This window comes from Ruegeria sp. AB10, assembly GCF_056542745.1.
On the sequence record NZ_JBQGAI010000004.1, the window covers coordinates 341,247 to 355,221 of the forward strand.

Consider the following 13,975-nt stretch of genomic DNA (forward strand, 5'->3'; position numbering starts at 1 on the left):
TCTCCGGGTTCAGGCGGCGCTGCGGGCAGGGTAGGGCAAGGCTTGCTCCAGGTCTGCAAGGATATCTTCGACATCCTCCAGCCCGACGGACAGACGGATCAGGCCATCGCTGATCCCATGCTCGGCCCGCTCTTCCGGGGTATACGTCGAATGCGTCATGGATGCTGGGTGTTGAATCAGAGTTTCCGCGTCGCCCAAAGACACCGCGCGCTGGATCATGTTCAGGCGGTTCATGAATTCAATCCCACCGGACAGGCCGGACTTGATTTCAAACGCTATCATGGCGCCGGGTTGGGACATCTGGCGCTGCGCGACATCGTGCTGGGCGAAACTCTCAAGCCCGGGGAAATAAACCTCGCCGACGGCGGGATGTGCTTCGAGGAAATCTGCGACGACCTTGGCAGACGCACAGTGGCGATCCAGACGCAGGTTCAGTGTCTTCAGACCACGCAGGATCAGCATCGCGTTGAAAGGGGCCATTACCGCACCGGTCATGTCCTTCATCCCAACAAGGCGGATCTCAGCAATCTGTTCGGCCGACCCGACAACCAGACCGGCAACCACATCGCCATGCCCACCGAGGTATTTGGTGGCGGAGTGCAGAACGATATCTGCCCCGTGTTCAATCGGGCGGGTCAGATACGGGCTGGCATAGGTGTTGTCGACGACAACCGTTGCGCCGACCGAATGCGCGATCTCGGCGCTCGCTGCGATGTCCACCAAGCGCATGTTCGGATTGGCCGGAGTTTCGAAATAGACAACGCGGGTTTTGTCAGAAACGGCCGCTTTCAGGTTCTCGGGGTCTGTCATGTCGACATGTGTGATCGTGACTCCCCATTTCGCCAAACCGTGACGCATGAACGCGAAGGTGCAGCCATAGAGCGTTTTGTCCACGATGACTTCGTCCCCCGGCGACAGCAGGGTCCATAGAACAGCCGTGATCGCCCCCATGCCGCTTGAGAGAGCCAGTCCAGCCTCGGCTCCTTCAAGCACGGCAATGCGTTGTTCAAGAAGGTCGCATGTGGGGTTTGAAATACGGCTGTAGATATGACCTTCACGTTCGCCCGCGAACATCTCTCCGCCAGCCTCTGCGGTTTCGAAAGTAAATGTGGACGTCAAATGCAGGGGTGGCGTCAGCGCACCGTCATTTTCCAGAGGGTTGTAAGCGTGGTGAATGGCGCGGGTGGCAAATCCGGTTGAACGAGTCATTGCAAGCTCCTGATACATGTTGGAGCCAGATTGCGCCTTTACTTTGGGCTAATGGTTGCGAATTATACCAACTTGAACGGCAATATTGGCATATTCTGCCAAGCAAGAGGGTGAAATGGACGCCAAGGACAGGCAAATCATTCGAGCGCTGCAGCGGGACGGGCGCATGACGAACCAGAATCTTGCCGACGAAGTGAACTTGTCCCCCTCGCCGTGTTTGCGCCGGGTCAAAAACCTCGAAGCCAACGGAGTGATAAAGGGATACAGCGCCGACGTTGACGCTGCCGCGTATGGGATGGCCATTACTGTCTTCGTGCGTATCCGGTTGGAGCGGCACAATGAAACGGACGTTCAGAACTTTGAAAAGCGTGTTCGGATGATCGATGAAGTTCTTGAATGCCACGTGCTGACTGGGGCAATGGACTACCAATTGCGGGTTTTGGTATCGGACCTCGAGGCCTATGAGGAATTTATTCGTCACCGAATTCATCCGATCGGCGGGATAGCCTCGATCGATACCAGCTTTGTCTATGGAACGGTAAAAAAGACCGCCGTTTTTCCGCCCGGATAGATGAACCGAGTTAGAATGAGCGGTTCCCAACTGGCTAAACACTTTGACAGAATGATTTTTTCCCGTGGCAATTTCCCATTGTCAGCATCGCTTTAGAGAAGACGTGCAGCACGTGCTGCGTCGCTTTTGAGAAGATTGCGATGACTAGGAAACCATACGAAAACGCAAGGTTGGCAAAATACGTCGAGCGTCGGGGTGCTAGCGCTGAAATCGACAAAGAGCCAGGCCGAGATTGCAGCATAGGTCAGGCACGTTAACCAGAACATGATCACGATGATCAAACCGGGTCTGGTGCGCTGAATCGGACATGTTACCGCAAACCACTACGCGTAACGAAAACAGGGAAATTTTGAGAGGCGAGAAATCAGCGAAAGTGTCTGATTTTATTGGTCGGAGTGAGAGGATTCGAACCTCCGACCCCTGCCTCCCGAAGACAGTGCTCTACCAGGCTGAGCTACACTCCGACCGTGGCGGGTGATCTATACCCGGGGATTTGGATGTGCAAGAGGGTTTTTGACGTCCCGCGCAGGAATTCCAGGCGGGCGGGCGACACGGATTTCCCGTCAGGGCAAGGGATCGGTTCGGTATAGCCGGATTTTCGTGCCGCCATGATCTACCACGGGTCCCGGGGCCAGCAAAGGCAGCCGTGTTGCGCGGGCGAGCGGCTGGTTGCTGGTCACTATCCCAACACGCCAGCCGCTGAATCGTGACATCAGAACTTTGCCCAGACTGCCGTACAGAGAGCGCAGGCGCTTTTCGTCTCCGATTCTGGCGCCATAGGGCGGGTTGACGATGACCAAACCTGCAGGACCCGCCGGAGGTTTGATGTCACTGACCGACTTGCACTGAAACCGGGTGTGTGCGGCAACTCCGGCCCGGTCGGCGTTGGTGGTGGCCGCGTCCGCGGCGCCGGCGTTTCGGTCTGAGCCATGAAACACCATGTCCGTTTCCGATCGCGGGTCGCTCTGTTGCATTGCGGCCCAGGCTTTCGAATCGAACCCGTGCAGGTCTTCGAAAGCAAAATGGCGGGACCGGCCGGGGTTCAGCCCCAAAGCAATCTCGGCCGCTTCGATGACAAATGTGCCCGAACCGCACATCGGGTCCAGAACGGGTTCCGACCCGTCAAAGCCGCATTCACGCAGAAACATCGCCGCCATTGTTTCGCGCATCGGAGCCTTGGCCACTGCCGGTTTATGGCCGCGTTTGTGCAATGGCTCGCCCGAGGTGTCGACGGACAAGGTACAGATGTCCTTTTCGATGCGCAGCAAGACGCGCAGGTCCGCATCAGATGAAATCGGTACCCCCAGCGTTTCCGAGATCGCCCGCTCGATCCTCTGGCGGGCGGCGCCTGCGTGATAGATACGCGACTTGCGGCTGGTGGCTTCGACCTTGACCGGAACGTCAGGGCGCAGGATATCGGACCACGGAAACTTGCGCGCCCGCTTGTCGAGCTGCGCTAGATGAACCGCGGGAAAGCTGCCCAATCGGACAAGAACCTTGTTGGCCCCGCGCAGACACAGGTTCGCGCGCCAGACTTCGGCCCAGTCACCACGGCAGCTGACCCCGCCGGGCACGATTTTGGCCGCTGCGAATCCCTTCTCGACGGTCTCGGCGTGCAATGGCGCCTCAAGCCCCGGGGTGGCCACCAGAAAAATCTCAAGATCGCTCGTCTGTTCCATTGGATTTGCTTACACTGGAAGCTTTCCGGGTGCGACACGCAAATTGAGCTGCGACAAAACGTAAATCTTCCGCGGAAAGTGCCATTCAAAGTGCAGTTTTGACGGTAACAGGTTTGCTTTTAGCATCATCCCCGCGTAAAGGGGCCACAATCAGAATTACGCCCGCGGAATTCGGACGCATTTCGACGCTTTTGCGACGACGGTCTGGAAATCCCGCGTTATTGTCTGACCCTGAAAAGGTGTCGGCATGGCTGGCGCAGGTAAAGAGGCTTGGAAGACAGTAGCGACATGCAAACTTTCAAACTGAAAAAAGGGTTGGAGTTGCCGGTGCAGGGCGCACCGGAACAAACCATCCATCCGGGACCAGAATTCACATCTGTTGGAGTGTTGGGGGGCGACTACCTTGGCCTGAAACCGCGTATGCTGGTTCAGGAAGGTGACACGGTTCAGCGCGGTACACCGCTGTTCTGTCACAAGGATGTGCCTCAGGCGATGATGGTGGCTCCGCTTAGCGGCAAAGTCGTGGCGATCAATCGCGGCGCCCGCCGCGTGCTGCAGAGCGTCGTGATCGAGGTTTCGGACCCGAACGACACAGGTGTTGATTTCTCGGGTGTCGGCAGCGGTGACAGCGCCGAAGGTGTGGCCGATAAGCTGTGCGCCGCAGGCCTGTGGACGGCTTTCCGCACGCGCCCCTATTCCAAGATGCCTGTGCCGGGCACCTCTCCGGCAGCGATTTTCGTTACCGCGATGGATAGCGAACCGCTTGCGGCCGACGCCGCCGTGATCATTGCCGATGCGGGTGAAGCGTTTGCTGCGGGCCTGGGTGTGATTTCCAAGCTGACCGAGGGCAAAACCTATCTGTGCCACAAGGACAGTGATTCCATTCCGGGTGCGGATGTGGCGGGTGTCGAGGCCGCGGCCTTCTCCGGCCCGCACCCCGCAGGTCTGGCAGGCACGCATATTCACTTCCTCGAGCCGCTGGCAGGCGACAAGCAGGTCTGGACCATCGGCTATCAGGACGTGATCGCGATTGGCCGGCTGTTCCAAACCGGGCATCTGGACCCCAACGTTGTGATCGCTCTGAGTGGTCCGGGCGCGCGGCAACCGCGTCTGATCCGCACCGTGATGGGCGCCTCGACCGATGACCTGACCCGCGATGAGGTTGATGTGGACGGCACCGCCCGGATCATCTCGGGCTCGATCCTGTCCGGAACGCAGGCCGACGGTCCGACCGCTTATCTGGGGCGCTTCGCTCGTCAGATTTCGATCATTCGTGAAGACCACGACCAGCACACTATGGGCTGGATTCTTCCGATGCCGTCGAAATTCGCGATCCAGCCGGTTCTTGGATCGGCCTTTGCCCGCAAGCTCTACAACCTGACCAGCAACCTGAACGGTGGCCGCCGCGCGATGGTACCCACGGGCACGTTCGAAGAGCTGATGCCGCAGGACTATCTGCCGACCCAGCTGCTGCGGGCGCTGCTGGTGATGGACACTGATACCGCTCAGGCACTGGGCGCGCTGGAGCTGGACGAAGAGGATCTGGGCCTTGTGGGCTTTGCCTGTCCGGCGAAATATGAATACGGGCTGGCGCTGCGCGACTGCCTGACCAAAATTGAAAAGGAGGGCTGATCCGAATGGGTTTGCGCAGCTTCTTTGACCGGATTGAGCCGAACTTTACCAAGGGCGGCAAGTACGAGAAGCTTTTCCCCATCTACGAGATGGTCGAAAGTTTCATCTACACTCCGAAAACCGTAACCACCGTCGCCCCACATGCGCGGTCCTATGTGGATATGAAGCGGATCATGACCTACGTCGTGATCGCGACGATCCCCTGTATCCTGTGGGGGATGTGGAACACCGGCTATCAGGCGAACTCGGCCATTGCCACGCTGGGGCCGGAGTCGGCCACCGGCTGGCGGATCGCGCTGCTGCAGATGTTCGGCATTTCACTGGACCCGTCCAGCATCTTTGCCAATGTCATGCACGGGCTTTTGTACTTCCTGCCGATCTATATCGTGACACTGGTCGCAGGCGGTATTTTCGAGGTCATCTTCGCGACCGTACGCGGGCACGAGGTAAACGAGGGTTTCCTTGTGACATCAATGCTTTACACGCTGATTATGCCCGCAACGACGCCCCTGTGGCAGGTGGCATTGGGCATTATCTTTGGCGTCGTGATCGGCAAAGAGGTGTTTGGCGGGACCGGCAAGAACTTCCTCAACCCCGCGCTGGTGGGCCGCGCGTTCCTGTATTTCGCCTATCCGGCGCAGATGTCGGGTGATGCGGTCTGGACCCCGGTTGACGGGTTCTCGGGCGCCACGGCGCTGGCCGTTTCTGCGGCTGACGGGATGCAGGCGCTAGCCGCCGAGGGCATCACCTGGTGGAGCGCCTTCTACGGCACCATTCAGGGCAGCTTTGGCGAGACCTCGACGCTGGCCTGTATTATTGGTTTGGCCTTCCTGCTTGTAACCAAGATTGCCAACTATCGCCTGATCGTGGGCTGTCTGGCCGGGACGATCGTGTTCACCTGGCTGCTGAACCTGATCGGGTCGGACACCAACCCGATGTTCGCCATGCCCTGGTACTGGCACATCGTGCTGGGCGGATATGCGTTCGGTCTGGCCTTTATGGTGACCGAACCGGTATCGGCAAGCCACACCAATCTGGGCCGCTACATCTATGGCGCGCTGATCGGTGTCATGGTTGTGCTGATCCGTGTCCTCAACCCGGCTTTCCCCGAAGGCATGATGCTGGCCATCCTGTTCGGCAACGTCTTTGCACCGCTGATCGATTATTTCGTCGTTCAGGCCAACATCAAACGGAGGGCGCGTCGCCATGTCTGATACGCAATCCCAAGAACCAAAAGGCGCGATTGCCAAGTTTCTGGCGGCCTCGCCGGATTCGGTTGGCAAGACGATCTTCATCGCCGTGGCTGTCTGCCTTGTGGCCTCGATGGTTGTGTCCGCCGCTGCGGTTAGCCTGCGCCCGGTGCAGGAAGCAAACGCGCTGAAGGACAAACAGGTGAACGTTCTGCAGGTGGCGGGCGTTTACGAGCCCGGCATCGACGTGTCCGAAGCCTTTGCCGCATTTGAGCCGCATGTGCTGGAGCTGGCCACAGGCGAGTTCGTCGATGATCAATTCGACCCGACCACGTTCGATGATATCGCCGCCGCCAGCGACCCCGAGCTGAGCGTCGCGCTGGATGACGATCCGGCAGGCATTGGCCGCAAGGCAAAGTACCGCGTGATCTATCTGCTGCGCGACGATGCAGGCGCGCTGGACAAGGTGATCCTGCCGCTGCACGGCTATGGCCTGTGGTCGACGCTCTATGGCTTTATCGCGCTCGAAAACAACGGCAACGATATCTTCGGCCTGCAGTTCTATCAGCATGGTGAGACCCCGGGCCTGGGTGCCGAGGTGGATAACCCGCGCTGGAAAGCGCTGTGGAGCGGTAAGAAACTGCGCGATGACGCAGGCGATCTGCAGATCACCGTTGCCAAATCGCAACCCGCCGCAGGTCCCGACTTCTATGTCGACGCGCTGGCCGGTGCCACGCTGACGTCCGTGGGTGTCGATAACCTGGTGAAATTCTGGATGGGCGATGCGGGCTACGCTCCGTTCCTGGCCAAACTGCAAGCAGGAGAACTCTGATGTCTCAGACCAAGAAAGAGATGCTGGTCGACCCGCTTGTCGACAACAACCCGATCACGCTGCAGGTTCTGGGCATCTGCTCGGCGCTGGCGGTGACCTCATCGCTGCAGGTGGCCTTTGTGATGGCGCTGGCGGTGACCTTTGTGACCGCTTTCTCGTCGATGTTCATCTCGATCCTACGCAATCAAATCCCGGGCTCGATCCGGATCATCGTGCAGATGGTGATTATCGCCTCGCTGGTGATCCTGGTGGATCAGGTTCTCAAGGCCTATGCCTTTGAGATTTCAAAAACCCTGTCGGTTTTCGTTGGTCTGATCATCACCAACTGTATCGTGATGGGCCGCGCCGAAGCGTTTGCGATGAAGAACCCGCCGATGGCGTCCTTCATCGACGGTGTGGGCAACGGCATGGGCTATGGCCTGATCCTGATGCTGGTTGGCTTCATTCGTGAGCTGTTCGGTGCCGGGTCGCTGTTTGGTGTCACCATTCTGGAGACCATCAACAACGGTGGCTGGTATGTGCCCAACGGCATGTTGCTGCTGCCGCCGTCGGCGTTTTTCATCATCGGTCTGATCATCTGGGCCTTCCGCACATGGAAGCCGAACCAGGTGGAAGAGCGTGAATACAAAATTCAGCAGGTAGAGGCCCACTGATGGAAGGTCTGATCTCACTGGCCGTAAAGGCCATCTTTGTCGAAAACCTTGCGCTCAGCTTCTTCCTGGGGATGTGTACCTTCATCGCCGTGTCGAAAAAGATTTCGACCGCGCTGGGTCTGGGCATCTCAGTCATGGTCGTTCAGGCGATCACCGTGCCTGCCAACAACCTGCTGCTGAACTACCTGCTGAAGCCCGGCGCGCTGGCCTGGGCCGGGTTCCCGGATGTGGACCTGACCTTCCTCGGCCTGATTTCCTACATTGGCGTGATTGCGGCGATGGTTCAGATTCTGGAAATGGTGCTCGATAAGTATTTCCCGCCGCTCTACAACGCGCTGGGGATTTTTCTGCCGCTGATCACGGTGAACTGCGCCATTCTGGGCGGTTCGCTGTTCATGGTCGAACGCGACTACAATTTTGCCGAGGCCACCACCTACGGTCTGTCCTCCGGCTTTGGCTGGGCGCTGGCGATCACCGCAATGGCCGGGGTTCGGGAAAAGCTGAAATACTCGGACATTCCCGACGGATTGCAAGGTCTGGGCATCACCTTCATCACCGCGGGGCTGATGGCGATGGCCTTCATGTCCTTCTCGGGCGTGAAACTGTAAGGAGGGCGCAATGGAAACTTTTAGCCTTGGCGTAATCCTTTTCACGCTGATCGTTCTGGCGCTGGTCGCCATCATCATGGCCGCACGCTCGCGGCTGGTCTCGACCGGCAACGTGAACATCACCATCAACGGTGAGAAAACCATCTCGGTGCCGGCAGGCGGCAAGCTGCTGCAGACACTGGCAGCCGAGAAACTGTTTGTCCCGTCGGCTTGTGGGGGCGGCGGCACCTGCGCGCAATGCCGGGTGAAGGTACATTCCGGTGGCGGCTCGATCCTGCCGACCGAGGAAAGCCATATCACCAAGCGCGAAGCCTCCTGCGGTGACCGTCTGTCCTGTCAGGTTGCGGTCAAGCAGGACATGGATATCGAAGTTCCGGAAGAGGTCTTTGGCGTTAAGAAGTGGGAATGCACCGTACGCTCGAACGAAAACGTTGCGACCTTCATCAAGGCACTGACGCTGGACCTGCCCGAGGGTGAGGATGTGAATTTCCGCGCCGGTGGTTACATCCAGATCGAGGCCCCGGCGCACGCGCTGAAATACACTGATTTCGACGTGGAGGAAGAGTACCGTGAAGATTGGGATCGCTTCAATCTGTGGCAGTATGAATCGGTTGTGAACGAACCGATCGAGCGCGCCTATTCGATGGCCAACTACCCGGATGAAAAGGGCATGATCATGCTGAACGTCCGGGTCGCCTCGCCGCCTCCGGGCTCCGAAGGTATCCCTCCGGGTCAGATGTCGTCATACATCTTCAACCTGAAGCCGGGCGACAAGGTTACGATCTCAGGCCCGTTTGGTGAATTCTTCGCCCGCGAGACTGAAAAAGAGATGGTCTTTATCGGCGGTGGCGCCGGTATGGCGCCGATGCGCAGCCACATCTTTGACCAGCTCAAGCGTCTTGAGAACCGCAACCGCAAGATCAGCTTTTGGTACGGTGCGCGCTCGAAGAAAGAGATGTTCTTTGTCGAGGATTTCGACACTCTCGCCAAGGAATTCGACAATTTCGAATGGCACGTGGCCCTGTCGGACGCGCAGCCCGAGGACGATTGGAAAGGCTACACCGGCTTCATCCACAACGTCCTGTTCGAAGAATACCTCAAGAACCACCCCGCGCCCGAAGATTGCGAGTTCTACATGTGTGGCCCACCGATCATGAACCAGTCGGTCATCAACATGCTGCTGGATCTGGGTGTGGACCGCGAAGACATCATGCTCGACGATTTCGGCGGGTAAGGAACAAAGAGCCGGCGCATCCAGCGCCGGTTTTTTACAGGCGCAGGTCGCTAGCCTCTTTGGGAAGGCAGGATTTGACGTCGAACACGACGCTCTGACCTTTGCCGTAGGCGCGCACCTGCGCAGGATCGAGGTCCAGAAACTCCCGATGCGCCACCGCCAGCACCACGCCGTCATAGGTGGCGTTCTGGGGGTCATCGATCAGTGAGATCCCATACTCGGCCTCAGCGGCGCGCGGATCGGCGTGGGGATCATAGACATCCACGGTAACGCCGTATTCCTGCAGTTCTTCGATGATATCGACAACGCGTGTATTGCGCAGGTCCGGGCAGTTTTCTTTGAAAGTCAGCCCCATCACCAAAACCCGCGCCGCGCCCACGTTGATCCCGTCGCGCATCATCCGCTTGACCAATTGTGAAACCACATAGCCGCCCATGCTGTCATTCAGCCGCCGTCCAGCCAGAATGATCTGCGGATGATGGCCGACGGCCTCGGCCTTGTGGGTCAGGTAATAGGGATCGACCCCAATACAGTGCCCGCCAACCAGACCGGGACGGAAGGGCAGGAAGTTCCATTTGGTGCCCGCCGCCCGCAAAACGGCATCCGTGTCGATATCCATACGGCCAAAGATCATCGCCAATTCATTGACCAGCGCGATGTTCAGATCGCGCTGTGTGTTCTCGATCACCTTCGCGGCCTCGGCCACACGGATGCTTTCGGCCTTATGGGTGCCGGCCGCGATGATCCGGGCGTAAAGCGCGTCCACCAGATCGGCCACTTCGGGGGTCGAGCCGGAGGTCACCTTGCAGATATCGGAAATCCTGTGCGTCTTGTCGCCGGGATTGATCCGCTCGGGGCTGTATCCGGCAAAGAAATTGCGGTTGAAATCCAGCCCCGATGCGCGTTCCAGAACCGGCACGCAGTCTTCCTCGGTCGCGCCGGGATAGACAGTAGATTCATAGATCACCAGATCACCGGGTTTCAGAAGCCCGCCAACCATTTCAGACGCCGCAAGCAAGGGGGACAGGTCCGGCTGCTTGCCGTCGGTGATCGGCGTAGGGACCGTGACGATGTACGTGTCGCATTCCGCCAGGTCGGACCTGTCGGTTGTGAAAATCAGCCCGGAGGCTGCCGTCAGGTCTTCGGGCTCGACCTCTTGCGTTGCATCCAGCCCCACGCGCAAAGCTTTGATCCGGTCCGGGTTGATATCATAGCCCACAACCGGGCCGATCTTGCCGAAGGCCACAGCCAGCGGCAGGCCGACATAGCCCAGCCCAATAACAGCGATCCGACGGGAATTCGGGTTGGTTTCAAGCATCACAGCCCCTCGGGTCACTTTTGGTGATAGTCGCGGAACCATTCAACAAATCGTGCGATTCCGTCTTTGAAATCCGTCTGCGGCCGGTAGCCGGTCAGCCGTTGCAACAGGTCGTTGTCGGCCCATGTCGCTGGTACATCACCCATCTGCATCGGCATATAGTTGCGGATGGCCTTTTTCCCCAGCGCTTCTTCGATGGCTTCGACAAAGTCCATCAGCCGGACCTTGTCGCCGTTGCCGATATTGACCACACGCCACGGCGCCGCGGGGGAAAGGCTGTCGCCTTCCTCGATTTCCTCGGCGCTGGCCGGACGCTCGGGCGGGACATCGATTAGCAGCCTGATCCCGCGCACGAGGTCTTCCACATAGGTGAAATCCCGATACATGTCGCCGTGGTTGTAGATGTCGATGGGTCGCTCATCCAGAATGGCGTCCACGAATTTGTAGAGTGCCAGATCGGGCCGCCCCCAGGTGCCGTAGACGGTGAAGAACCTGAACATCGTGGTCGGCAGGTTCCACAGATGGGCATAGGAATGCCCCATCGCCTCATTCGCCTTTTTGGTCGCGGCGTAGATGGTCAGGGGGGCGTCGGCCTTTTCCACCTCGGTAAAGGGCATGACCTCGTTGGCGCCATAAACCGAGGAGGTGGAGGCCATCAAAAGATGTTCGACCTTGTGCTGCCGGGCGGCCTCCATCACGTTGAACGTGCCGACCACGTTCGAGCTGACATAGCTGCGCGGATCTTCGAGGCTGTATCGCACCCCGGCCTGCGCGGCGAGATGGACGATCACCTCGGGCTGGAACTCATCAGCGACCTGCATCAGGCGTTCGTGGTTTTCCAGCAGGTCCTCGGTCGCGGAAAAACCGGGCGTCTGCAACAGCATCTGGTGCCGGCGTTGTTTTAGGGTGACGTCATAATAATCCGTCATCCCGTCATAGCCATGCACCCGGAATCCTTCAGACAGCAGCAGCTTTGTCAGATGGAACCCGATAAATCCCGCCGTACCCGTGATCAGAACTCGTTTCATGTAACCCTCGACCTTAACGCAATCTTTGACGCATCAGGGATACCGTCGCCGGGGCAAGGTCAAGGGGATTCTGGGCGAAATCGCTTAGCCGACGATCATCTGTTTCATTCGAAGCGCTTCGTATTCCAGCTCTTTCAGGCGGAAATGCACAACGTCTCCGATGGTGATGACACCGACAAGGGTGCCGTCGCGCAGAACCGGCATGTGGCGGAACCGGCCTTCGGTCATGGATTTCAGAACGTCGTTCAGATAATCATCCGGCGTACAGGTCTTGACCTCGCGGGTCATCAGGTCTTCGACCGCTTGCGGCAGGGTCTGGCCCGGCGTGTCCGCCATGCGCCGCACGATGTCACGCTCGGACAGGATGCCCTGCAACGCGCCGTTCTGATCAGTCACCAGCACCGCACCGATCCGCTTTTCCTTCAGCGTATTGACGACCGAGTGGATCGTCTCGTTCGGGCGCACCGAAAACACCGCATCCCCTTTACCTTCCAGCAACTTGGCCACGGTTGTCTGCGAGTGCGACAGGTTCGAGTCCGTCGATTGGCTGTACGTGGACTTGTCAGCCTTGTCGCCACGCGATGGCGATTGGTAAGAGGTTGGGGCCATGGGCAATCTCCTTCATGGTTATTGCAAAGTCTTTCCCTTTCACCTTAGCGCAGCTAAACGACCTGTATAGGGTGCATTTGCACTGATCGGCGGAAACTGCCGCCAGCAGAGGAACCTTAAGCCTTTGAACGAACTGTATCTCACCCCGCCCCTGGCCGCGTTGATTTTCTTTGCGGTGGTCGTATGCGGCCATAATTTCCGCATGGCGTGGAAACAGCAGGTGCCGGGATGGCAGAAACGGGCATGGCTGTTCGGGGTGCCGGCGGGGATCGGCCTTTTGGTTCTGGGCTTTTTGCCGCTGAAGCTGTGACGCCGGTTTGACTCCGGCAAGGGTGGCTGGCATATGCCGGGCACTGAATTTTCGGAGACCACCCCATGCGTCTTGTGCCTGTACTGGCTGTTGTCACACTCCTGTCCGGCTGCCTGTTCGATAAAGAGCCCGAAGTGGTCCGCCTGTCGGGCGAGACCATGGGAACGACGTTCAACATCACCGCGATTGGCGAGGATCTGGACGAGGGCGCCTTGGCTGCCGCAGTCCAAGAAACCCTGGCCGAGGTCAACGCCAAAATGTCGAACTGGGACCCGAATTCCGAGGTCTCGACCTTTTCCGCCGCAACCGGCACTGACCCGATGCCGGTATCCGCCGAATTCGCACAGGTGCTGACGGCGGCGAATGAGGTTCATGAGAAAACCGGTGGCATTTTCGACGTCACCCTTGGCCCGCTGATCGAACTGTGGGGCTTTGGCCCGCGCACGCCGGAAGATCCTGTGCCCTCGGATGCTGATATTGAGGCCGCGCTGAGCGGTGTCGGCCAAACCCGGTTGCTGTCCCTGGATGCCGAAGCCGGTACACTGGCGAAATCCGAACCCGGCGTCGGCATTAACCTGTCTGCGATCGCCAAGGGCTATGGTATCGACGCCGTCGCCGAGACCCTGCGCGAAGCGGGGATCGAGGACTATCTGGTCGAGATTGGCGGCGATCTGGTCACAAAAGGCCAGAACGACAAGGGTGAGGCCTGGCGCATCGGCATCGAAAAACCGCAGGCCGGTGCGCAGACCCCGCAGTTGATCGTATCGGTGGGTGATCTTGGGATGGCCAGCTCGGGCGATTACAAGAATTTCTTCGAACAGGATGGCGTGCGCTATTCGCATATCATCGACCCGACGACGGGCCGCCCGATCACGCACCGGACCACATCGGTCACCGTTCTGGCCGAAAACGCGATGATGGCGGATGCCTGGGCCACGGCGATGCTGGCTTTGGGGCAGGAAAAGGGCCTTGAGCTTGCCGAAAAGCATGAACTTGCCGTGTATTTCATCTCGCGGGATGTGACAGGCGGCGAAGAAGCCTATATCACCGTACACAGCACCGCATTCAAAGACGCGCTTGGCACCAACTAACCGGTAGGACC

Annotated in this window: 14 protein-coding genes and 1 tRNA gene; 9 read left to right on the plus strand and 6 right to left on the minus strand. The window is 58.7% G+C overall.

Translation table 11 applies throughout. From position 1 onward, the window contains the following. Window positions 1-9: 9 nt before the first annotated feature. Window positions 10-1,209 carry a methionine gamma-lyase gene (locus ACR0NT_RS11040; RefSeq protein ID WP_170446561.1) on the minus strand — a complete coding sequence of 400 codons (1,200 nt, stop codon included), beginning with the start codon at window positions 1,207-1,209 and terminating at the stop codon, window positions 10-12. A gap of 115 nt (window positions 1,210-1,324) precedes the next feature. Between ACR0NT_RS11040 and ACR0NT_RS11045 the strand changes: the two genes are divergently transcribed. After that, window positions 1,325-1,780, plus strand: coding sequence for an Lrp/AsnC family transcriptional regulator (locus ACR0NT_RS11045; protein ID WP_170446559.1), 456 nt, complete (start codon window positions 1,325-1,327; stop codon window positions 1,778-1,780). 387 nt (window positions 1,781-2,167) lie between these two features. Here the strand turns inward: ACR0NT_RS11045 and ACR0NT_RS11050 are convergent. Both ACR0NT_RS11050 and ACR0NT_RS11055 read right to left on the minus strand, forming a co-directional pair. Beyond that, window positions 2,168-2,244, minus strand: a tRNA-Pro gene (locus tag ACR0NT_RS11050). A 99-nt stretch (window positions 2,245-2,343) separates the two neighbouring features. Continuing rightward, window positions 2,344-3,459: a THUMP domain-containing protein gene (locus ACR0NT_RS11055; RefSeq protein WP_170673804.1), complete on the minus strand. Its 1,116-nt coding sequence runs from the start codon at window positions 3,457-3,459 to the stop codon at window positions 2,344-2,346. A gap of 288 nt (window positions 3,460-3,747) precedes the next feature. Between ACR0NT_RS11055 and ACR0NT_RS11060 the strand changes: the two genes are divergently transcribed. From ACR0NT_RS11060 to nqrF, 6 genes are read left to right on the plus strand one after another with little or no spacing between them, the layout of a single operon-like run. Then, window positions 3,748-5,091, plus strand: coding sequence for a Na(+)-translocating NADH-quinone reductase subunit A (locus ACR0NT_RS11060; RefSeq protein ID WP_170673802.1), 1,344 nt, complete (start codon window positions 3,748-3,750; stop codon window positions 5,089-5,091). 5 nt (window positions 5,092-5,096) lie between these two features. Then, window positions 5,097-6,305, plus strand: a complete 1,209-nt coding sequence (locus ACR0NT_RS11065) for an NADH:ubiquinone reductase (Na(+)-transporting) subunit B (protein WP_170673799.1) — start codon at window positions 5,097-5,099, stop codon at window positions 6,303-6,305. Then, window positions 6,298-7,113 (plus strand): Na(+)-translocating NADH-quinone reductase subunit C, encoded by an 816-nt coding sequence (locus ACR0NT_RS11070; protein WP_170446550.1) that lies wholly within the window; start codon window positions 6,298-6,300, stop codon window positions 7,111-7,113. The genes ACR0NT_RS11065 and ACR0NT_RS11070 overlap by 8 nt, the downstream gene beginning before the upstream one ends. After that, entirely contained in the window at window positions 7,113-7,766 is a 654-nt protein-coding gene (locus ACR0NT_RS11075) for an NADH:ubiquinone reductase (Na(+)-transporting) subunit D (RefSeq protein ID WP_170326472.1), read from the plus strand. The genes ACR0NT_RS11070 and ACR0NT_RS11075 overlap by 1 nt, the downstream gene beginning before the upstream one ends. After that, a complete protein-coding gene (nqrE, locus tag ACR0NT_RS11080; protein ID WP_039526851.1) occupies window positions 7,766-8,374 on the plus strand; it encodes an NADH:ubiquinone reductase (Na(+)-transporting) subunit E in 609 nt (202 codons plus the stop codon). The genes ACR0NT_RS11075 and nqrE overlap by 1 nt, the downstream gene beginning before the upstream one ends. Before the next feature lie 10 nt (window positions 8,375-8,384). Further along, window positions 8,385-9,608, plus strand: a complete 1,224-nt coding sequence (gene nqrF / locus ACR0NT_RS11085; RefSeq protein ID WP_170446548.1) for an NADH:ubiquinone reductase (Na(+)-transporting) subunit F — start codon at window positions 8,385-8,387, stop codon at window positions 9,606-9,608. 34 nt (window positions 9,609-9,642) lie between these two features. Here the strand turns inward: nqrF and tviB are convergent, their stop codons facing one another. The 3 genes from tviB to ACR0NT_RS11100 form a co-directional block, all read right to left on the minus strand. Continuing rightward, the gene (tviB, locus tag ACR0NT_RS11090) at window positions 9,643-10,926 is read right to left on the minus strand and encodes a Vi polysaccharide biosynthesis UDP-N-acetylglucosamine C-6 dehydrogenase TviB (RefSeq protein ID WP_170446546.1); all 1,284 of its coding nucleotides are present in this window, start codon (window positions 10,924-10,926) and stop codon (window positions 9,643-9,645) included. Between the two features lie 14 nt (window positions 10,927-10,940). Then, window positions 10,941-11,954, minus strand: a complete 1,014-nt coding sequence (locus ACR0NT_RS11095; protein WP_170446545.1) for a GDP-mannose 4,6-dehydratase — start codon at window positions 11,952-11,954, stop codon at window positions 10,941-10,943. A gap of 84 nt (window positions 11,955-12,038) precedes the next feature. Then, the gene (locus ACR0NT_RS11100) at window positions 12,039-12,563 is read right to left on the minus strand and encodes a CBS domain-containing protein (RefSeq protein ID WP_170446544.1); all 525 of its coding nucleotides are present in this window, start codon (window positions 12,561-12,563) and stop codon (window positions 12,039-12,041) included. Between the two features lie 124 nt (window positions 12,564-12,687). On the opposite strand from ACR0NT_RS11100, the gene ACR0NT_RS11105 reads away from it, so the two are divergent. Together ACR0NT_RS11105 and ACR0NT_RS11110 are read left to right on the plus strand one after the other, a co-directional pair. Beyond that, window positions 12,688-12,873 (plus strand): hypothetical protein, encoded by a 186-nt coding sequence (locus ACR0NT_RS11105; RefSeq protein WP_170446543.1) that lies wholly within the window; start codon window positions 12,688-12,690, stop codon window positions 12,871-12,873. Window positions 12,874-12,938: 65 nt separating this feature from the next. After that, window positions 12,939-13,964 (plus strand): FAD:protein FMN transferase, encoded by a 1,026-nt coding sequence (locus ACR0NT_RS11110; RefSeq protein ID WP_170446542.1) that lies wholly within the window; start codon window positions 12,939-12,941, stop codon window positions 13,962-13,964. Window positions 13,965-13,975 lie beyond the last annotated feature (11 nt).